The sequence below is a fragment of the Streptomyces sp. GDS52 genome, assembly GCF_052246875.1.
Classification (GTDB): Bacteria; Actinomycetota; Actinomycetes; order Streptomycetales; family Streptomycetaceae; genus Streptomyces; species Streptomyces cathayae.
Window position 1 is genome coordinate 1552507 of sequence record NZ_CM125966.1, and the last position, 18594, is coordinate 1571100.

Annotated in this window: 20 protein-coding genes; 19 read left to right on the top strand and 1 reads right to left on the bottom strand. The window is 70.7% G+C overall.

Annotated elements, in window-relative coordinates; genetic code table 11:
* Positions 1 to 28: 28 nt before the first annotated feature.
* Positions 29 to 1417, bottom strand: a complete 1389-nt coding sequence (locus ACTWJ9_RS06955) for a Tat pathway signal protein (RefSeq protein ID WP_443295368.1) — start codon at positions 1415 to 1417, stop codon at positions 29 to 31.
* Positions 1418 to 1606: 189 nt separating this feature from the next.
* Here ACTWJ9_RS06955 and ACTWJ9_RS06960 point away from each other — a divergent pair, with 189 nt between their 5' ends.
* The 19 genes from ACTWJ9_RS06960 to ACTWJ9_RS07050 all read left to right on the top strand — a co-directional run bounded on the left by ACTWJ9_RS06960 (position 1607) and on the right by ACTWJ9_RS07050 (position 18458).
* Positions 1607 to 2101, top strand: a complete 495-nt coding sequence (locus ACTWJ9_RS06960) for a DUF6415 family natural product biosynthesis protein (RefSeq protein ID WP_443295369.1) — start codon at positions 1607 to 1609, stop codon at positions 2099 to 2101.
* A 221-nt stretch (positions 2102 to 2322) separates the two neighbouring features.
* Positions 2323 to 2496: a hypothetical protein gene (locus ACTWJ9_RS06965; RefSeq protein WP_443295942.1), complete on the top strand. Its 174-nt coding sequence runs from the start codon at positions 2323 to 2325 to the stop codon at positions 2494 to 2496.
* Positions 2496 to 3959 carry an ATP-binding protein gene (locus ACTWJ9_RS06970; RefSeq protein ID WP_443295370.1) on the top strand — a complete coding sequence of 488 codons (1464 nt, stop codon included), beginning with the start codon at positions 2496 to 2498 and terminating at the stop codon, positions 3957 to 3959. Before ACTWJ9_RS06965 ends, ACTWJ9_RS06970 begins: the two co-directional genes overlap by 1 nt.
* Positions 3956 to 4366 (top strand): roadblock/LC7 domain-containing protein, encoded by a 411-nt coding sequence (locus ACTWJ9_RS06975; RefSeq protein ID WP_443295371.1) that lies wholly within the window; start codon positions 3956 to 3958, stop codon positions 4364 to 4366. Before ACTWJ9_RS06970 ends, ACTWJ9_RS06975 begins: the two co-directional genes overlap by 4 nt.
* Positions 4363 to 4716, top strand: a complete 354-nt coding sequence (locus ACTWJ9_RS06980; protein WP_443295372.1) for a DUF742 domain-containing protein — start codon at positions 4363 to 4365, stop codon at positions 4714 to 4716. Before ACTWJ9_RS06975 ends, ACTWJ9_RS06980 begins: the two co-directional genes overlap by 4 nt.
* A complete protein-coding gene (locus ACTWJ9_RS06985) occupies positions 4694 to 5296 on the top strand; it encodes a GTP-binding protein (protein ID WP_443295373.1) in 603 nt (200 codons plus the stop codon). Before ACTWJ9_RS06980 ends, ACTWJ9_RS06985 begins: the two co-directional genes overlap by 23 nt.
* Entirely contained in the window at positions 5293 to 6471 is a 1179-nt protein-coding gene (locus ACTWJ9_RS06990) for a cytochrome P450 (RefSeq protein ID WP_443295374.1), read from the top strand. Before ACTWJ9_RS06985 ends, ACTWJ9_RS06990 begins: the two co-directional genes overlap by 4 nt.
* A gap of 13 nt (positions 6472 to 6484) precedes the next feature.
* Positions 6485 to 7717 (top strand): cytochrome P450 family protein, encoded by a 1233-nt coding sequence (locus ACTWJ9_RS06995; RefSeq protein WP_443295375.1) that lies wholly within the window; start codon positions 6485 to 6487, stop codon positions 7715 to 7717.
* A gap of 24 nt (positions 7718 to 7741) precedes the next feature.
* Complete coding sequence (locus tag ACTWJ9_RS07000) at positions 7742 to 8221, top strand: DNA-binding protein (RefSeq protein WP_443295376.1); 480 nt, start codon at positions 7742 to 7744, stop codon at positions 8219 to 8221.
* Between the two features lie 83 nt (positions 8222 to 8304).
* Positions 8305 to 8868, top strand: a complete 564-nt coding sequence (locus ACTWJ9_RS07005) for a hypothetical protein (RefSeq protein ID WP_443295377.1) — start codon at positions 8305 to 8307, stop codon at positions 8866 to 8868.
* Complete coding sequence (locus ACTWJ9_RS07010) at positions 8865 to 9440, top strand: DUF6624 domain-containing protein (RefSeq protein WP_443295378.1); 576 nt, start codon at positions 8865 to 8867, stop codon at positions 9438 to 9440. The genes ACTWJ9_RS07005 and ACTWJ9_RS07010 overlap by 4 nt, the downstream gene beginning before the upstream one ends.
* A gap of 73 nt (positions 9441 to 9513) precedes the next feature.
* Entirely contained in the window at positions 9514 to 9981 is a 468-nt protein-coding gene (locus ACTWJ9_RS07015; RefSeq protein WP_443295379.1) for a DUF6082 family protein, read from the top strand.
* Between the two features lie 175 nt (positions 9982 to 10156).
* Positions 10157 to 10285: an FxLD family lanthipeptide gene (gene fxlA, locus ACTWJ9_RS07020; protein ID WP_443295380.1), complete on the top strand. Its 129-nt coding sequence runs from the start codon at positions 10157 to 10159 to the stop codon at positions 10283 to 10285.
* Between the two features lie 105 nt (positions 10286 to 10390).
* Positions 10391 to 10522, top strand: coding sequence for an FxLD family lanthipeptide (locus ACTWJ9_RS07025; RefSeq protein ID WP_079060774.1), 132 nt, complete (start codon positions 10391 to 10393; stop codon positions 10520 to 10522).
* Between the two features lie 39 nt (positions 10523 to 10561).
* Positions 10562 to 10741, top strand: coding sequence for an FxLD family lanthipeptide (locus ACTWJ9_RS07030; protein ID WP_443295381.1), 180 nt, complete (start codon positions 10562 to 10564; stop codon positions 10739 to 10741).
* Positions 10742 to 10824: 83 nt separating this feature from the next.
* Positions 10825 to 13923, top strand: coding sequence for a lantibiotic dehydratase (locus ACTWJ9_RS07035; protein WP_443295382.1), 3099 nt, complete (start codon positions 10825 to 10827; stop codon positions 13921 to 13923).
* Positions 13910 to 15169: a lanthionine synthetase C family protein gene (locus tag ACTWJ9_RS07040; protein ID WP_443295383.1), complete on the top strand. Its 1260-nt coding sequence runs from the start codon at positions 13910 to 13912 to the stop codon at positions 15167 to 15169. Before ACTWJ9_RS07035 ends, ACTWJ9_RS07040 begins: the two co-directional genes overlap by 14 nt.
* An 18-nt stretch (positions 15170 to 15187) precedes the next feature.
* On the top strand, positions 15188 to 17278 hold the full coding sequence (fxlM, locus tag ACTWJ9_RS07045; protein WP_443295384.1) for a methyltransferase, FxLD system: 2091 nt from the start codon (positions 15188 to 15190) through the stop codon (positions 17276 to 17278).
* A 1-nt stretch (position 17279) separates the two neighbouring features.
* On the top strand, positions 17280 to 18458 hold the full coding sequence (locus tag ACTWJ9_RS07050; protein ID WP_443295385.1) for a hypothetical protein: 1179 nt from the start codon (positions 17280 to 17282) through the stop codon (positions 18456 to 18458).
* Positions 18459 to 18594: the final 136 nt, after the last annotated feature.

Here is an 18594-nt window from a genome sequence, read left to right on the forward strand (position 1 = left end):
TGGTCGGTGCCGCGGACCTGCTCCGCGGTCAGCCTATGGCCCGCAGCATGTCCCGCGCTCGACGGTCCAGTTCGGCGACATGTCGCCCACCGCGTTGCCGGACGGGCGAGAGGTCGCTCTGCATCCGGACGATGACGTCGCGGGCGCGGCCGGACTGGACGCCGGCCATGGCGTCGAGAGCCTGGTTCCAAGTGGTGCACGCCTCGTCGAGGCGTCCTTGCTGGACCTGGACGGCGCCGAGGTAGCCGAGGGTCACGCTGTGGGTGCGGGCGTACTGCTGCCGGCGTCGGGTCGCGACGCTGCGCTTGAAGTGGATCTCCGCGTCGAGCGGCCGGCCCAGGTCGCGCAGAGCGCAAGCGGTCTCGTGGGCGAGGGAGGCTTCCTGGAAGAAGCCCACACGGCCCGGCGCCTCCTTGTTGTCGGCTCGGGCGAGGTCCCGCTCTGCGCGGCTGATGGCCGCGAGGGTTCCGGGGCGGTCACCGTCGGCAGCCAGGGCTCGTGCGTGGACGATCGCGAGCAGGGCCTTCTCCCGGGGGCTCGCCTGGCCGTAGCGGTCGCGGGACATGGAGGCGTCAGCCAGGGCGAGTGCCCTACGCGGGTGCCCGAGGTCCACGGCTTGGTGGGCGAGGGCGCGCAGGATGTGGCCGCCGAGCGGTCCGTCGCCGGCTTCGGCCGCGATGCGGGCGGCAAGGGTGAGGTAGCGCTGGGCGGTGCGGTGCTCGGAGGCATCGAAGGCCATCCAGCCGGCGAGGTAGGTCATCTCCGCCACGGCCGAGTACGTGTCGCGGCGGAGCTGTTCCGTGCGGAACCTGCTGCCGAGCAGGGGCACCGCTTCGTCGCGAAGGTGGCCGGCCAGGGCCGAGCGGCCGGCGGCTCCGCCGCGCTGCTGATCGCGCGCGGAGTAGAAAGTCGTCAGGTCGCGGACATCGTCGATGTCAGCCTGGGTCGCCAGCCGCGGAGAGACCACTGGCCGCTTCGCCGCTGCGGCGGGGGCGGCTGCCCACCACGAGGCGGTGGGCAAGGCGAGGCCGGCGGCCGAGTACGCGGCAGTCGCCAGCAGTTTGCGTCGGTGCATATCGAGGTCGTCGCTTCCCAGCTCGGCCAGCACGGTCAAAGGGTCAACGCTCCAGTCGGAACCGCTGTCGGTTTGGCCTGTGGCTTCACCTTCCAGCCCGAGGTCGGCCAGGGTGAGGTGGCGGCCGAGTCTGCGGGACAGCGTCTCGCGCAGGATATGAGGTGCCTGGCCACTCGGTTGTGTGCCCTGCACCCACATGGCGATGTGCGAGCGGGAGATGGCCTCCAGCTCACGCACCCCGCTCTCCGCCGCTACCCGGACAACCGCTGCGGCTGCTTGCGGCTGGGACCAGCCGGCTTCACGCAGAAGTGCGGCAAGGGCTTCGTTTCGCGCACGGGCCATGGGCTGCCCCTCGGTTCCGAAATGATCTTTGACGCCTTTGACGGCCCCGAGGGTCGCGCAGGCATACCCCTCGGCGGCGATTCACGGTTCGCTCAACGTAGCGACCAGATCACTCACTTTGCACGACGACCGACGCCGCCGCACGGCGAATTCCGATCAACTTGTCTTGATTCGAAAAGGAGTTGCGTCATGCGCCTTTCGCTGGCTCCACGGCAGGCGGACGGTCAACGCGCCACGCCCAGCAGGAAGGCTCGCGTCACTGACGAGCCGGTCCGGCGGCGCGATCAAGCAACAGCCACGGCGGAGACGGTGGCGCTCGTGCTGGACGAGGAATCGCCGCTGCCGGAGACCGCTGCCGACGTGGAAGACCTCGCGAGGCGTCTGCGGGGTCACATCAATCAACTCGGCGTCATGGTGCCGAACGAGGAACCAGCGCTGCGCCACGCCCAACAGCTCGGCTCGGCGGGGGTCCCCGACAGCTATATGCCCAGCAGGGTGTACCTGGTCCAACTGGCCAAGGCGACCCAGGAGCTCGCCGCGGCAGTGGGGACCTGCGGCAGCCATCGTGCGAAGCAGCAGCGGGAACGGCGTCGGTGGACGCCTGGAATCAATGTCCTGCGTGGCGCGGTCTTCGCCCTCGCACTCGCCTGTCTCGTCCTGGCTGCCTCCATGCCCCGGACATGACCGTCACCGGAGCGGTTCTGATCGTCCTGATCCTCGGTCCCACAGCCTGGCTGGTTCTCCGCGGTGACCCCGCCGTCAGTCCCCGCAAGTCGGCGAGGAGACCTCACCGGCGCAGATCGAGTCGCCGCCGCGACGGTGCCCCGCCTCACCGACAGTTCACCGGCCGCCCCAAACGGCGCTGAAACCCACCCCGTTCGCGGGGCCTAACGGAGATCTACACGATGAAACGCCTACCGCGCATCGAGCAGTACGACCCCGCAACCGGGCGGCAACTGGGCGACTTCCCGCAGGCTTACAGCCACATCGGGGTGATCGGATCCGCGCTCCTCCTGCAGCAGCTCGACTCGGGGGCGCCCGCGGTCGAGCCGGACGTGCTCCTGGTGGCAGGTGTCTGATGAACGCAACCGCCACGATCATGGTCATCCTGTTCGCCGCCGCAGCCATCGTCGCCGGGGCAGCAGCCTGGGTTATCCACCGCCGCTGGCGGAGGGCGCAACAGCAGGCTCGCCTCCTGGCCCGCGAACAGCAGGCCACCGAGCGTGCCCTGCGCATGCTGGTCCACGAGACGCTGCCCCACATCCACCAGACGGGCGGCCGGATCTCCGTGCCGGCCGCTGCGCCGGAATTGGCCGGCACCGCGGTCGGCGAGCAGCTGACCAACGTGGTCAAGGGCACCGCCGGCGTCGTCCAGGCCGTGGTGCGCGACATGCAGTACACGGCGCACCAGGAGATCGAACAGGCGAAGACGCGGAGCGCGGAGGAGTTGCAGCATGCGCATACCACCGCGCAGGAGGAGATCACTCGGGTACGGGCCACTGCGGTGCGGTCGACCGAGGCCGCGGTGCGCAGCGTGTCGTCGGCGCTGGTGGGCATGGCCGCCAAGACCAGTCGCAAGGTCAGCGAGGGCGTGCGCGCGCACGAGGACGACGCCGCGTTCGAGACGCTGACCGGTATCGACCACACCGTCCAGCAGATGCTGCTGGTCGCCCAGGGCTGGACCATCATGGCCAGCGGCAAGCTGACCCGGCACTGGCCCACCACGACGCTGACCGACGTGGTGCGGGCCGCGATGGGCTCCGTCGAGGACTACCAGCGCGTGCAGCCCCAGGAACTCACCGTCGCGGTGAGGACCCGCGTGGTCGGGCCCGTGGTGCACACCCTCGCGCTGCTGCTGGACAACGCGCTGCGCTTCTCGCCACCGCACTCGAGAGTGCACGTGTCCTTCGAACAGGGCCACCACGGGGTCACCGTCTTCGTGGACGACAGCGGTCTGCAGATGACGCCGGAGCAGCTCGACGCCGCCCGGGACATCCTCACCGGGCAGCGCACGGATGACATCACGCAGCTCGGCGCCCGCCCGCAGACCGGGTTCCGGGTCGCCGCCGCCCTCGCGCACGCCTACGGATTCCGGGTCGATGTCCAGGCGCCCAACTCCCTGCTGGGCACCCGCGCGCTCCTCACCCTCCCCCAGGACCTTCTCACCACGGTGCCGCAGGCTCCTCCGGCATCCCCGCAGGGCACACCCGACGCTGCTCCGACCGCGCTCGCCCCCGTCCCGGACGGTCGGCTGCCTGCGCTCGCCCCAGTTCCTGCACCTTCGCAGCCCGCGCTTGCCCCCGTCCCCCCGACGGCCGGGGAGCCCGCCCACGAGCCCCCGGCTGCCCGAACAACGGCCAGCGGACTGACGGTCCGCAGCCGCCGCACCACGCCCGCCACCCCGCCTGCTCCCCGCCCGGCCAACGCCGAGCCGGGACGGGCGAGCGTGATCGCCGACTGGGCGCGCGGCACCCAGCGCGCCCGCATCGAGCAGGACACCTCCCTGCCCACCGCCGACAACGACCAAGGACACGACGCATGACCGACAAGAAGATCAGCTGGCTCCTGGAAAGCCTGGAAGACACCGCCGGCGTGAAGTACGCCGTGCTGGTCGCCGCGGACGGCATGAGCCCGGCCCACACCGACCGGCTGCCGCGCGAGCGCGCCGAGAAGATCTCGGCCATCGCCTCCACGCTGTGGGGAGCATCGCGGGCCTACGACCGGGAGACGAGCGGCGGGGGCGTGCGCCAGTTCGTCATGGAGTCGGTCGACCACATCTCCCTGCTCATCCCGGCCGGCGAGAACACGATGCTCGCCGTACGCACCGACAGCCCGCACGCGGACATCGGGGTGATCAGCGAGGCCGCGCTGCGCCTGGCCGCGAGCGTGGGTGACCAGCTGGGAGTCGAGACACGCGTCGCCGGCGGCGCGCAGGCCCCGCTGGCATGAGCAGGCCGCGGCAGGACCCGGATCTGGTCAGGCCCTACGTCCGCACGGGCGGACGGACCCGCCCCAACACGGACGTGCGCCTGGAGAGCGTGGTCTTCGCTGCGACCGGCACCCGCCCCGGCCTGAACACCGACGCACGCCGCGTGCTCGCCCTGTTCGCACCCGCGCAGGGCGGCGGGCTGGCCGTCGCCGAGGTCGCCTCCGCACTGGCCCTCCCGCCCTCGACCACCCGCATTCTCGTGGCCGACCTCATCGAGCACGGACTGATGACCCTCGCCCGGCGCCAGGACGACCGGCCCCCGGCCTCACTTCTCGAAAGGGTTCTCCATGGCCTTCGCGCTCACGCCTGACCGGTTCGTCGCACCGACGGTGACGGAGACCGCAAAGATCGTGGTCGCCGGAGCCTTCGGCGTGGGCAAGACCACCTTCGTCGGCAGCGTCTCCGAGGTGCCCCCGGTGCACATGGAGGAGACCATCACCCGGGCGAGCGCCCCGGTCGACGACCTGGCCCGCACCCCGGCCAAGTCCACCACCACCGTCGGCGTGGACTTCGGGCGCAAGCACCTCGGCGACGACCTCGTGCTCTACCTGTTCGGCACCCCGGGCCAGGCCCGGTTCAGCTTCCTGTGGCAGGAGTTGATCGTCGGTGCCCTCGGCGCCCTGGTCCTCGTCGACCCGCGCGACCTAGACGCCTCCCACGAAATCCTCGGCCTCCTGGAAGAGAACGGCGTCCCGTACGCGGTCGCGGTCAACCAGTTCGACGGCGCCCCCTGCCACCCGCTCGAAGAAGTCCACGAGGCCCTCGCTCTGGAGGGCCGCACACCGCTGACCATGTGCGACGCCCGCGAGCGAGCGTCCTGCATGCAGGCCCTGATCCAGCTCACCGAATACCTCGCCCGTCTCGCGCACCGTCTGGAGCACCGACCGTGAGCACCACGACCCACCGCATCCCCTTATACGAGCCGGACTTCGCCCAGAACCCGCACGCCGCCTACCAGAACATGCGCGAACAGTGCGGCCCCCTGGTTCCCGTGGACCTGGCCCCCGGCGTGCCCGCCACGCTGGTCGTCGGCTACGAGCAGGCCCGCCGCATCCTCGGCGACCCGCAGCGCTTCCCCGCCGACCCGCGCCGATGGCAGACGTCCGTCCCCGACACCTGCCCCATCCGGCCGATGATGGAATGGCGCCCCAACGCCCTGCGCTCGGCCGGCGCCGAGCACGCCCGCTACCGGGCCGCGAACACCACCGCCCTCAGGGCCGTCGACCAGCACACGCTGCGCGACCACGTCGAACTGGTCGCCGAGCAGACCATCAACGCCTTCAAGACCGACGGCAGGGCCGATCTGCTGTCCCAGTACGCCTGGCCCCTGGCGTTCCAGATGCTCAGCCACCTGCTCGGCTGCCCCGACGAGATCGGCCATCGGATCGCCGACGGGATGGCGAAGATCTTCGACGGGGTCAACGCCTCCATCGGCAACCAGATCCTCGTCCAGGCCGTCGCGGACCTCGTCGCCCTGCGCCGCCGGCACCCCGGCGACGACGTGACCAGCAGACTCCTCACCCACGTCGCCCAACTCGACGACATGGAGATGGGCCAGCAGCTCATCACCCTCTACGGGGCCGGCATCGAACCGCTGACCAACCTGATCACGAACACCCTCCTGGAGATGCTCACCAACAGTGAGTTCTCCGGGGACCTGCACGCCGGTGACGCCTCGGTCCGCGAGGCCCTGGACAGCGTCCTCTACCGTGACCCCCCGCTCGCGAACTTCGCGATGACCTACCCGCCCCGGCCGGCCGACATCGGCGGGTTCCTGCTGCCGGCCGACCAGCCGGTGGTCATCAGCTACGCCGCCTGCAACAACGACCCTGCCCTGGGATCCCACCGGCCGCTGGGCAACCGGGCCCACCTCGCCTGGGGCGCCGGCCCGCACCGCTGCCCGGCCCGCTCGCACGCCTACCTCATCGCCGAGGCCGCCATCCTCCACATCCTCGACGCGCTGCCCGAGATGGACCTGGACGGCGACCGCGACGACCTCACCTGGCGCCCCGGCCCCTTCCACCGCTCCCTGGCCGCCCTGCCCGTCACCTTCCCCACCAGCTGAAGGAGGCCCCACCGTGCCCGAAGACCGGATACTCGTCCTCGACCCCACCGCCCCTGACCCGGACGCCGAACACCGGGCCCTGCGCGAGCGCGGCCCGGCGATCCTGGTGGACATCCTCGGCGTGCGCGCCTGGTCCGTCTCCGACCCTGCCCTCCTCAAGCGGCTGTTGACCAGCAAGGACGTCTCCAAGGACGGCCGCGCCCACTGGCCGGCCTTCGCCGAGACCGTGCCCACCTGGCCGCTGGCCCTGTGGGTCGCGGTGGAGAACATGTTCACCGCCTACGGCAAGGACCACAGCCGCCTGCGCCGCATGGTCGCCCCCGCCCTCTCGGCCCGCCGCACCGCCGCCCTCCAGCCAGACATCGAGGCCCTCGTGACCGGCATCCTCGACGACCTCGACGCCCTCCCGGCCGGCAAGACGGTCGATCTGCGCGAACGCCTGGCCTATCCGCTGCCGATCGCCGTCATCGGCAAGCTCATGGGCGTCCCCGCCGGCCGGCGCACCGAGTTCCGCACCGTGGTGGACAACGTGTTCGCCACCCACCTCACCGCCGAGGAACAGGCCGCCAACACCGCCGCCCTCTACGGCCTGCTGGACGCCCTGATCGAGACCAAGCGCAGTGAGCCCGGCGAGGACATGACCTCGCTGCTGATCGCCACCCGCGACGACGAGGGCGACGGCTCCGCACTCAGCCACGCCGAGCTGCGCGACACGCTCCTGCTGATGATCAGCGCCGGGTACGAGACCACCGTCAACGTCATCGACCAGGCCATCACCACCCTGCTGACCGACCCGCAGCAACTCGCCCACGTCCAGGAGGGCCGGTGCACCTGGCAGGACGTCGTCGAGGAGACCCTGCGGCACGAGCCCGCGGTCAAGCACCTCCCCCTGCGCTACGCCCGCACCGACATTCCCCTCCCCGACGGACAGACGATCAAGGCCGGAGACGCCATCCTCGCCTCCTACGCCGCCGCCAACCGTCACCCCGACTGGCACGAGGACGCCGACCGTTTCGACGCCACCCGCACCAGCAAGGAACACCTCGCCTTCGGCCACGGCGTCCACTTCTGCCTCGGTGCCCCGCTCGCCCGCCTCGAAGTCGCCACGGCCCTGCGCCTGCTCTTCGAGCGCTTCCCCGACGCCCAGCTCGCCACCGGACACGAGGAGCTGCGGAGGCTGCCGAGCCTCATCAGCAACGGACACACCACCGTCCCCGTGCGCCTGCGCCCGACGACGACCAGCTGACCGACATCAACGAGGAAGCCTGCCATGACCGCCCTCGCCCCAACACAGCGCCTCACCCCGTCTGAACGGCGGCTCGCCCAGCACGTGGTGGAGGTCCTGAACGCTCGCGAGATCGCAGCCGCAACCCAGCTCAAGCTGGGCACTGTCCACTCCACGCTGCGCACCGTGCGCTGGAAGTTGCGCTGCCTCGAACGCTGTTCCCTCGCCGTCGTCGCACACCGCCTCCTCGACGCCGGAGAGATCACCGCCCCGACACCACAGCGGCCCGCTCCGGACATCAGCGCCGAGCGGATCAGCCTGCTCAAGGCCGTCACCGAACACAGCCAGCCCCTCGACATTGCCCGCGCCGCCAACCTCGCCCCGGCCGACCTGCGCGCCGCGCTCGACCAGCTCCTCGCCGACACGGGAGCACAAGACACCACCCAGTTGGTGATCCTGGCGCACAGCTGGCAGCTGCTGCCGGCCGAGCAGTCCCACGCGACACGAAGCGGAGCGAGTAAGTGACCCGGCCCACGACCTCCACAGCCAGCGAGGAGCGAACCGCTCAGCTCCCGATCACGCCAGCGCCGCCGGTCGCCGTATATGAGATGCGCACGCTGCGCACGGACGCCGAGCGCGAGGAAGCTGCCGCCCTCGTTCAGGACCGCCAGCGCTGGCTCACCATGCACGGTCTGCCCGTACCCGCCCGAGCCGACCTCCCGGCGCTCTTCCGCGACCCGCAGGAGAAGCCCGCCGGGCTGTTCGAGGACGGGAAGCTGCTGGCCTGCATGATCCCGCAGCGCGACCCCGACCTCGGATGGGGCGAGGGCCCGTGCCTCTTCCTGAGCTGCATCCACACCCTGCCCGGCCAGCCCGACGACATCACCCGGCTGATCACCCTGTGGGCCTCCGACTTCGCCGCCCGGCTCGACCTCCCGCTCGTACGGGCCGAGAGCCTGGTCCGCCACCCCCTCGAAGCCGAGCCCATCGTCGCCCTTCTGCGTCGACTGACCGACATCGGTTGGGATGTGCGCGGATCCGGCCCCGGACGAGAGGGCGACCGAGTCGCCCGCCTCGAACTCACGGCCGAGCACCGGCCTGGGCTGAGTGCGCTGATCGGCTGCCGGGTCCACAAGCCGCAGACAGCCCCGGACGATCGGAGCAGCTCGTGACGACCGCCGAACCGCAGCGGCCCGACCTCGCCCGCGAGCTGATCGCCCGCGCCGCGGAATCGGCCGCGCACCGGGCCCAACGAGTGCGCAACCAGCTCGACGCCGTCCAACTCGGCCAAGGCCGGCACGCCGACCACGCCAACACCAAGGTGCTGCGCCGCATCCTGGCCGAACACGACTGGCCCGGCCACCGCCTCGTCGGCCCTGCCGCCGCCCGCGCCGCGTGGAGCATCGCCCTGCACAGCAACGACGAACCCGACTTCCAGCGCGCCGCCACCACCCTGCTGGAGCGGGCGGTCCAGGCCGGCGATGCGCTCATCCAGCACTGGGCGCACCTGCACGACCGCGCCCTCATCACCAACGGGCACGACCAGGCGTACGGAACCCAGTTCCTCCTGCGCGCCGGCGGCATCGAGCTGTGCCCGCTGCGCGCGCCGGAATCACTGGACGAGCGAAGGGCCACCGTCGGACTGCCACCGATCGCCGTCGCTCTGAAGACGGTGCGCCGCCGGTACACCCCTGACTGCTCTGCCGATGACGCCCCGACCGTCGTGCTCGCGGGGGCCGCATGAAGAAGCGGAACCCAGGCTCTCCACCAGCCGGACGCTCATCTCCAACCCCGCTCTAAGAAAGGACTGTTGACGTATGAAGCTCGCCACCGCCGTCCTCGCTGCCGGTGCCGCCGTCTCCCTCACCAGCGTCATGGTCGGAGCGGCCCGGCTCAGGCAGGACGCGCGGCACCAGGCCGAGCGGAACGAGGCGGTCGTCGCCCGGAATCAGCTCGACTGGCTGGCGCAGATGTCCACCAACGCCGACCTCGCCAAGCTCTGGACGCCCGAGGACATGGACGTCGAGGAGTACATGCAGCTGCTGAAGGCCAACCAGCTCATTTGCACGCTCAGCCTGCGCGACCGCCTCGGCTTCGTCCGCGACGGGGATCTGCCGTTCTTCGCCTCAATGGTCATGAGCAGCGACGTCTGCCGGCGGTACTGGAACCGGTTCGGCGACCTCCGCGCCCAGGAGGCCGAGGGAGGCGAGCGCGCCGAGCACTTCACCAGGGTGCTGGACCAGGCCGCCAGGAGCCACCCGCAAGCGCAGACCACAGCGGCCTGACAGAAGCCGAACGTCCCGCGCAGTAGAAGGATCTCGCGCCCACCGACCCCCAGCCGAACGCCCCTGACCACTCCCAGTCTTCCGGCACAGCGCTCCGTTCGTGCCGGCGCCGCGCACAGCGGCACCCCCTTCAGCGGCTCTCCCTGAGCCGCACACCCTGTGGAGGAAACAGCAGATGGAGTTCGACGAGTTCGACCTCGACATCAGCGTCGTCGAGTCCGACGGGACTGCCGTGGCGAGTGTCGCTTCCGACGGCGGCTGCGGCTCGACGTGCACCGGCAGCTGCGTGTCCAGCGGCTCCTGACCACACCAGACCACCGGCACAGCACCCTTGCCGTGTCGGCGCCGCTCACGCGGCACCAACCCCGCGGCTCGATGGGAGCCGCGCACACCAATGGAGGAACAGCACATGGAGCACGACGAGTTCGACCTCGACATCAGCGTCCTGGAGTCCGGCGACGGACAGGCCACGCTGATCAACCTCACCGACGACGGCTGCGGCAGCACCTGCTCCAGCCCGTGCGCCACCAACGTGGCCTGAGCATCTTCCACCCGGCACGCCGAGAAGGGAGAGACCGGCATGCACGCCAACACGATCAAGGGCCAGGTTCAGTCCCCGAACGCCACGACGGACGGTGACGCCTTCGACCTGGACATCAGCATCGTGGAGTCCGGTGACGGTTCCACCTCGCTGATCAACCTGACGGACGACGGCTGCAAGCCCACCTGCAAGGGGTCCTGCGCCACCAACGTGGCCTGACCTCCAGCACACCGATGTGCCAGCCCGCGCGGTCCTGCGCCGCGCGGGCTGGCAACCCCGACACCACGAACCAGGGAGGGTGCATGGATTCCAGGAAGGGCGGACCGCTGTACCGGTGTGCGGACATGGCGCTCGTGCGCGCCGCCCGTTACTCGAGGCTGCCGCTGCCCGCATGGCCGGACCTCACCGACGACACGCCGGCCCGGCAGGTTCGGTGGCAGACATGGCTGCGCGACGTCTGGTCGATGACCGAGGTCGCCGACACCATCGAGCAGGCCAGCCCCTTGCTCGCACAGCAGATCAACACCCTGTGCTCGGCAGCCCGACCCGAGGCCCGTCAGCTACGCCGCACTGTGGTGTCCGTCATGAAGTACGTGATTCGGATGACGGGCCGAGCCACCCCCAACGGCCTGTTCGCCGGCATCGCACCCGCCTCCTTCGGAGCGCAGCCGGGATGGACCTGGGGCGAGTGGCACCGCGCCGTCGCACGCGCCGACGGCGGCTGGATCGCTGACCTGATCACGCGCCTGGAAGCAAGACCCGAACTCCTGCAGCACCTGGACGTGATGGGCAACAACACGGCCTGCGTACGCGGCGACCGGCTGATCGTGCCCTACCCGCCCCGCTCACACCGCACCGCGAACAGCCCCGCGGCAGAAGTGTCCCTGCGCTACACCGCCGCCGTCCGGATCGCCGTCGAGGCCGCTGCCTCGCCCGTCCCCTTCGACACAGTCGTGAGACTGGTGAAGACCGAGTTCCCCGACGTGCCTGCCTCCCGGGTGGAAGAGCTCGTCACCAGCATGGTCCAGCGTGGTGTGCTCATCAGCAGCCTGCAGGCGCCGTCCGCCACCCTGGACGCCCTTGACCACCTGGTCCAGCAGGCCGAGGCCGCCGACGCGTCGCCAACCGCAGGCCTCGTGGCAGACCTGCGAGCGGTCCGAGACGCCATCCGCCAGCACAACCAGGTCCTCGCCCCGGCCGACGGCCGGCGCCTGCGTACCGCCTTGCGCCAGAAGATGACGGCTTTGAGCCCCGCCAAGGCCCAGCCCCTCACGCTGGACCTGCGCATGGACTGCTCCCTCACTCTGCCCTTTCAGGTTGCCCGCGAGGCGGAGAAGGCCGCCACCGTGCTGGCCCGGCTGTCCGCGTACCCCTTCGGTACGCCGGCGTGGAAGGACTTCCACAACCGGTTCTTCGAGCGGTACGGCATCAACTCGCTCGTCCCGGTCCGGGACCTCGTGGACCCGGACGTCGGCCTCGGGTTCCCGGCCGGATACCGGGACGCGGAGCCCGAACGACGTGAGGCCCTGACCTCCCGAGAGCAGCGGTTGCTCTCCCTCGCCCAGGCGGCCGTGCTCGACGGCCGCGACGAGATCTGCCTGGACGAGGAACTAGTCCGCACGCTGACGGTCGCAGACCAGGACACCCCGCAACTCCCGGCCCACACGGAGCTGCGCTTCCAGATCCGCGCAACGTCACAAGCCGCCCTCGAAGCAGGTGACTTCACCCTCCAAGGCGTTGCGCCCTCCCGCGGGATCGGCACGACGAGCGGCCGAAGCCTGGGGCTGCTCACACCGGAAGATCAGGCCCGCGTCGCAGCCATGCTGGAGGAGCTCCCAGTCAACGCGCCCGGCTCGCTGCCCGTTCAGGTCTCCTTCGCTCCGCTCGATCGTGGCGACGCCAACGTCACCCGTGTTGCCGAACTCCTGCCGACCGTGATCAGTCTGGCGGAGCACCGTCCGGTGGACGAGCGCACCATCACGCTCGATGACCTCGCGGTGGGCTGCGATCGCCGCAGGCTCTACCTAGTCTCCCTCTCCCGCGGGTGCCTGCTGGACCCCATGACGCTGCATGCTCTGGACCTGCGCGGCCACACGCCGCCGCTCGCGCGCTTCCTCGCCGAGATCAGCCGTTCCCAGACCGCCGTCCTGATGGTCTTCCCGTGGGCTTCCGCCACCGCCCTGCCGTACCTGCCGCGCGTGCGCTACGGCCGCACGATCCTCTCTGCGGCCAGGTGGCGGCTGGACCGGTCGGAGCTGCCCGACCGCCGGACATCCTGGGAGGAGTGGCACAAGGCCGCCGACGAGTGGCGCACGCGCCGCCGCGTTCCGGACGGCGTCGCGCTGACCGAGGGCGACCAGCTCCTCCCGCTGGACCTCTCCGAAAGTGCGCACCTCGCACTGCTGCGCACCCACCTGGACACCCACGAGTCAGCCGTCTTGACCGAAGCAGAATCCGACGCCGGCTGGTTCGACGGACGGACCCACGAGATCATCGCCCCGATGACGGCCGCTCGCCCCCCGCAGTGGCCGGCCGTCCCGCCCGTGGCCGAGGGGCAGCTCCTCACCCGCGACCACGGTCACCTCCCGGGAACCGCCCCGTGGCTGCTGGTCAAGCTGTACGGGCACGTCGAACGACAGCCCGAGATCCTGGCCCGTCACCTTCCCGAACTCCTCGCCCAGTGGGACGAGCCTCCCACGTGGTGGTACATGCGCTACCGCGACCCCCGATGGCATCTGCGCCTGCGCATCGCGGTCCCCAGCCCGCAGGACTTCGCCCCCGCCGCACAGCGCGTGGGCGCCTGGGCGGCCGGACTGCGCCGTGCCGGACTGCTCACCGACATGCAGTTCGCCACCTCCTACCCGGAAACCGGCCGGTGGGGCGCGGGGCCGCTGATGAGCCTGGCCGAAGACGTCTTCGCCGCGGACTCCCGCGCCTTGGCCGTCCAGTTCGCCCAGAGCGCGCGCCCCCATCAACAGGTTCTCGCCGCAGCGAACTTCGTCGCCCTCGCCGCCGCCTTCACCGGCAGCACCACGGGCGGCATGGACTGGCTGACCACCCATGGCCGCCTCAACGACCCGCGCCCCCTGAACCGGACGGTGCTCGATGAGGCGGTACGTCTGGCCGATCCAACCGGCGACTGGGCGGCCCTGCGCGCCGCCCCCGGCGGCGCGGCCATCGCTGCCGCCTGGAGCGAGCGCGACGAAGCCCTGGCCCGCTACCGGCAGTCGCTGAACGCGGCCGGCGGCATCGACCCAGACCTCATTCTCGACTCGTTGCTGCACGCCCACCACATCCGCGCCGTCGGCATCGACAAGGACGACGAGCGCATGTGCGTACGGCTGGCCCATGCCGCCGCCATGGCCTGGACCCACCGAGGAGATCACCATGGACCTGCGTGAGAGCGCACGGGTCGCCGCCGACACCATCGCGGAACGCCTTGCCTCGCCCCAGGACGTACAGGGGCTGCACCACCGCCAGGGCTGGTGGCCGCAGTCCCTCGCGCACGGCGCCGTCGGTGTCGCGCTGCTGCACATCGAACGGGCCCGCACCGACCAGGGGCCCCGGCAGCGCGCACACGACTGGCTTGCCTGCGCCGCAGCGAAACCCGCCGTCGGGAGCGCGGACAGCCACCTCTACTACGGGGCGCCCGCGCTCGCCTTCGCCCTGCACGCCGCGGCTGACCGCCCCGGACGCTACGCCCGCGCCCTGAACACCCTCGACAGGTACGTCACGACGGCGATCCGTGACCGGCTCGCCGGCGCCCACGTGCGCATGGACCGGGGCGAGACCCCCGTGCTGGCCGAATTCGATGCGATCCGGGGCCTGAGCGGGATGGGCGCGCTGCTGCTGCACCGCGACGTCCACACCGACGTACTCCGGGACATCCTGACGTACCTGGTCCGGCTGACCGAGCCGGTCAAGCACGACGGTGAACTCCTGCCCGGCTGGTGGAGCCACCTCGCCCCCTCCGGCAAGACCTCGCCGGACTATCCGGAAGGGCACGCCAACAACGGTGTCGCCCACGGCATCGGCGGCCCCCTTTCCGTGCTCTCCCTCGCAGCGCGCCGCGGTGTCACGGTCGACGGCCACCTTGACGCGATCACCCGCATCCTGGCCTGGCTCGATCACTGGCAGCAGGACGGCCCCACCGGCCCGTGGTGGCCGTACTGGATCACCCGCGAGCAGCTCCGATCCGGTACGCCCAGCCCCGGCCCCTCCCGCCCGTCCTGGTGCTACGGGACCGCAGGATTCGCCCGCGCTCAGCAGCTCGCCGCTCTCGCCCTCAACGACCCCGCACGCCAACGCCTGGCCGAGACCGCCCTCCTCCGCGCGATGACGGACCCCGACCAGCTGGGCGCGACCGTGGACTTCTCCCTGTGCCACGGCTTCGCGGGCCTGGCACACATCACACAACTCGTTGCCGCCGAAGCCATCGCCCCCGGCCTCACCGAGTGCCTGCCCCGGCTCTTGGCGCCGATCACCGACACCGCGCCCGGCACGCTGGCGGACTCGCTGATCGACCCTCCCGGCGGCGGGGACATCGGGCTCCTCGAAGGGGCCGCAGGCACCGCCCTCGCCCTCCACTCCTTCCATACCGGCACGCCGTCCGCGTCCGGGTGGGACACCTGCTTCCTGACCAACTAGCCAGAGAGAAGAGGGAAGATGGCAGCGGACGAATGGCCGCAACGCCTCATCCGGTTCACCGACTGGAGCCGCGCGGAGGCCAGCGCCGTGGAGCATCTGCTCCCGGTGCTGACCGTCCATAAGCAGGAACTGGCCCAGTGGTCATTCCTGCGGAAGTTCCCCTGGTGGCGGTTGCGGTACCGCCCCGCGGGCCCAGACGCCGCGAAGGGCCTCGATGCTGCTCTGGACGAGCTGGTCGATGCCGGCGTCCTCGCCGCCTGGACGCGGGGCATCTACGAGCCGGAAGAGACTGCCTTCGGCGGCTCGGCCGCCACGGAGATCGCGCACACCCTGTTCCACGACGACAGCCGTCACCTGCTGGACCAGGTGGCCCGCGAGCAGACCGCAAGCGGACCCGGGCTCGGACGCCGCGAGCTGGGAGTCCTCCTGCTCAGCGTGGCGATGCGTGCAGCAGGACTCGACTGGTACGAGCAGGGCGACGTCTGGGCAAGGATCGCGGCCGAACGCCCCGGCGACGATATCCGCCATCCGCAACGGCACAGGGCTGCTGTCCACCGGCTGATGACGGTCGACGTCAGCACCTCCAGCCGCAACGTCGCCGACGGCCGACTCGCGCCGCTGGCCGAGTGGACAGCCACGTTCGAGTGGCTCGGCCGGCAGCTCGCCGACCTTGACCGCCAGGGCCACCTGGAACGAGGACTGCGGGCCGTGATCGCCCACCACGGCATCTTCCACTGGAACCGTCTGGGCCTCCCCGCGGAGGACCAGCACACCTTGTCAACACTCGCGAAAGAGGTAGTCATGGGAACGAGCGACAACGCCGCGTCCACCCCAGCCGAGGGGGTGGCGAGCACTACGGTCAACGGGGTGAACAGTCACACCATGGAAGCCAGTTCAGCCGACCGCCTGCGTACCCAGCTCATCGACCGTCTGGTTGAAGAGGGATGCGTGCGCACACCCCGCGTGGAGGAGGCCATGCGGGCGGTGCCTCGCCACCTCTTCGTTCCGGACGCCCCCCTGGAGAAGGCGTACGGGAACGCCCCCGTGAACACCAAGCTCGACACGTCCGGCGTCTCCATCAGCTGCGCCTCCCAGCCCGACATCGTCGGCATGATGCTGGAGCAGCTCGACGTCGAGCCCGACCAGAAGATCCTGGAGCTGGGGGCCGGCACCGGCTTCAACGCCGGTCTCCTCGGCTACCTCGTCGGGGAGAAGGGGCATGTCACCACGATCGACGTGGACGAGGACATCGTCGACGGAGCGCGTGCCGGACTGGCCGCCGCCGACATCCACAACGTGGAGGTCGTCCTCGGAGACGGAGCAGTCGGCCACGCCCCCAACGCGCCGTATGACCGCATCGAAGCCACCGTCGGCGCCCACGCCGTGCCCCACGCCTGGCTCGACCAGCTCGCCCCCGGCGGACGCCTCCTCACCCCGCTGCGCCTGCGCGGCAGCGTCTCCCGCTCGATCGCCTTCGAGAACCACTGCGGAACCTGGCGCAGCGTCGGCAGCCAGATGAACACGTTCATGCCGCTGCGCCAGGGCATCGCCGACGACCCCCGCGTCCTCGTGCCTCTGGACCCCGACAACACCGTCACCCTCGTCACCAACGGAGACCAGAAGGTCGACCCGGATGCCCTGAGCGACATCTTCCGCCAGCCCCGCACCGAGGTGTGGACGGACGTCACCTTCCGGGGCCCGGAGTCGGCGGAGTACCTGGAGCTGTGGCTCGCCTGCGCCATGCCGAACGGCCTGAGCCGAATGCCCGCCAAGAACAAGGCCATCGAGAAGGGACTGGTCACCGCGCTCTACCCGTCCTCGACCGCGGTCTTCGAGGGCGGCACGCTCACCTACCTCACCCGGCGCCCGTACGCGAAGAAGGCCCCCGACGGCGCCACCTTGTACGAGTTCGGCGTCATCGGCCACGGCCCCGACCGTGAGGCGCTCGCCGGAGACGTCGCGGATCAGATCCGCACCTGGGACCGTGACTTCCGGGCGCTCGACGCCGCATTCGAGATCCAACAGCTCGACGCGGCCCCGCTCGCACCGAAACCCGGCCGCTTCGCCTTCGACAACGTGCTGAACCGCATCGTCATCGAATGGCAGTGACATGGACGTCGGCCAGATAGCGCGGCGGTTCCCACTCGTAGCCCGCCCGCGTCCGGCCTGCCCGCCCCTCGCCGATCGGGTTCGCGAGATCAGCGACCTGGCCCGCTCCGCCGAGCACGACGGCACGGTGACCTCCGCGACCGTCGCGCTGAACAAGGCGGCGCTGATCGCGAGCGACTGCGGCATGCCGGACCTGGCTCGTGCTCTGTGCTGGCGTCACACCGAGGTCTTCCTGCGCGTTCAGCCCCTGAGCGCGCAGGAGGCCCGGTACGCCCTGGAGCCCCTGGTCAACCTGGCCCGTCTGCGCATCCGCGACGGCGACGGGCGCGGCGCATACCACCTGCTCGACTCCTTGAACCGAGCGGTGAGATCAAAGACGGAAGCGGTCATCGACGGCCGCACCCTGTCCTTCCAGCACCTCACGCAGTCGGCGGCCGACCATCAGACGGTGTGCCAGTGGCTGTGGACCGTCCTCCTCGGCGACGGAACCCGTGCCCTCGTCGCCGCCGGCCAGTGGGACCGCGCACGGGCCCACAGCGAGCAGCACCGCGGCGTGGGCCAGCGCCTCTTCGACGGGCGTCAGGTGGAAGTGCTCGTCCGCTGCCTCGGCGGGCACCCCGGCGAGGCACTGGAGTTCCTGAACAAGAGCGCCCTGGTGGAGGTCTGGGAGCACGCGGTCGCTGCGTGCCTCGCCGCACTCTGCCTCACCGCGGCCGGCGAGGACCCCCTCGGCTCTGTCGAGAATATGGTGAAGCACTATCTGACCCTCGACACGGATCCCGAGCTTGCCGTCTTCCGCACTCGCGTCGGACTGACCGTGCTTGACCTTTCCCCGCATAGCCGTCAAGCCGATGCGTCGCACCGCCTCACCCGTGAGGCAACGGCATCCGGGGACGGGTACGTCGCGCGGGACGTCCTCGCGCATCCCATCTGCTGCAAGGAGATCAGCCCAGACGAGCACCGTGCGTTGTCGGTTGCCGTCGCCTCTGCCGGCCTCGGCAAGGGGTACATGCCTGCTCCCCTGGAGCGGGCTCTGCGGGACGCTACGTCGGTCTCCGCAAAGGTCTGGGAACGCCACTTCACCGGCCGAGCCGATTCAACCGAGCAGATCGGTCGCTGTCATGCCGCTGATGCTGCCGGTCAACCTCGACCGGCAGCTGATCCGAACCGGTCGACGTGAACCGGTCTACGGCTTGTTGCTCGCGGCGTCGGCGTTTCGGCCATTTCCGGGCCGAAGCCGCTCCAAGCCAGACCAGGGATCCCGCGCCCGCGAGGTTCCCTCACTCAGGAAATAGGGGGCTCTCCGGCACGACCGA

What these genes read in the sequence shown, in the direction of transcription:
- ACTWJ9_RS06955 (WP_443295368.1), bottom strand. Translation starts at nt 1,417, where the DNA reads ATGGCCCGTGCGCGAAACGAAGCCCTTGCCGCACTTCTGCGTGAAGCC.
- ACTWJ9_RS06960 (WP_443295369.1), top strand. Translation starts at nt 1,607, where the DNA reads ATGCGCCTTTCGCTGGCTCCACGGCAGGCGGACGGTCAACGCGCCACG.
- ACTWJ9_RS06965 (WP_443295942.1), top strand. Translation starts at nt 2,323, where the DNA reads ATGAAACGCCTACCGCGCATCGAGCAGTACGACCCCGCAACCGGGCGG.
- ACTWJ9_RS06970 (WP_443295370.1), top strand. Translation starts at nt 2,496, where the DNA reads ATGAACGCAACCGCCACGATCATGGTCATCCTGTTCGCCGCCGCAGCC.
- ACTWJ9_RS06975 (WP_443295371.1), top strand. Translation starts at nt 3,956, where the DNA reads ATGACCGACAAGAAGATCAGCTGGCTCCTGGAAAGCCTGGAAGACACC.
- ACTWJ9_RS06980 (WP_443295372.1), top strand. Translation starts at nt 4,363, where the DNA reads ATGAGCAGGCCGCGGCAGGACCCGGATCTGGTCAGGCCCTACGTCCGC.
- ACTWJ9_RS06985 (WP_443295373.1), top strand. Translation starts at nt 4,694, where the DNA reads ATGGCCTTCGCGCTCACGCCTGACCGGTTCGTCGCACCGACGGTGACG.
- ACTWJ9_RS07000 (WP_443295376.1), top strand. Translation starts at nt 7,742, where the DNA reads ATGACCGCCCTCGCCCCAACACAGCGCCTCACCCCGTCTGAACGGCGG.
- ACTWJ9_RS07005 (WP_443295377.1), top strand. Translation starts at nt 8,305, where the DNA reads ATGCGCACGCTGCGCACGGACGCCGAGCGCGAGGAAGCTGCCGCCCTC.
- ACTWJ9_RS07015 (WP_443295379.1), top strand. Translation starts at nt 9,514, where the DNA reads ATGAAGCTCGCCACCGCCGTCCTCGCTGCCGGTGCCGCCGTCTCCCTC.
- fxlA (WP_443295380.1), top strand. Translation starts at nt 10,157, where the DNA reads ATGGAGTTCGACGAGTTCGACCTCGACATCAGCGTCGTCGAGTCCGAC.
- ACTWJ9_RS07025 (WP_079060774.1), top strand. Translation starts at nt 10,391, where the DNA reads ATGGAGCACGACGAGTTCGACCTCGACATCAGCGTCCTGGAGTCCGGC.
- ACTWJ9_RS07030 (WP_443295381.1), top strand. Translation starts at nt 10,562, where the DNA reads ATGCACGCCAACACGATCAAGGGCCAGGTTCAGTCCCCGAACGCCACG.
- ACTWJ9_RS07035 (WP_443295382.1), top strand. Translation starts at nt 10,825, where the DNA reads ATGGATTCCAGGAAGGGCGGACCGCTGTACCGGTGTGCGGACATGGCG.
- ACTWJ9_RS07040 (WP_443295383.1), top strand. Translation starts at nt 13,910, where the DNA reads ATGGACCTGCGTGAGAGCGCACGGGTCGCCGCCGACACCATCGCGGAA.
- fxlM (WP_443295384.1), top strand. Translation starts at nt 15,188, where the DNA reads ATGGCAGCGGACGAATGGCCGCAACGCCTCATCCGGTTCACCGACTGG.
- ACTWJ9_RS07050 (WP_443295385.1), top strand. Translation starts at nt 17,280, where the DNA reads ATGGACGTCGGCCAGATAGCGCGGCGGTTCCCACTCGTAGCCCGCCCG.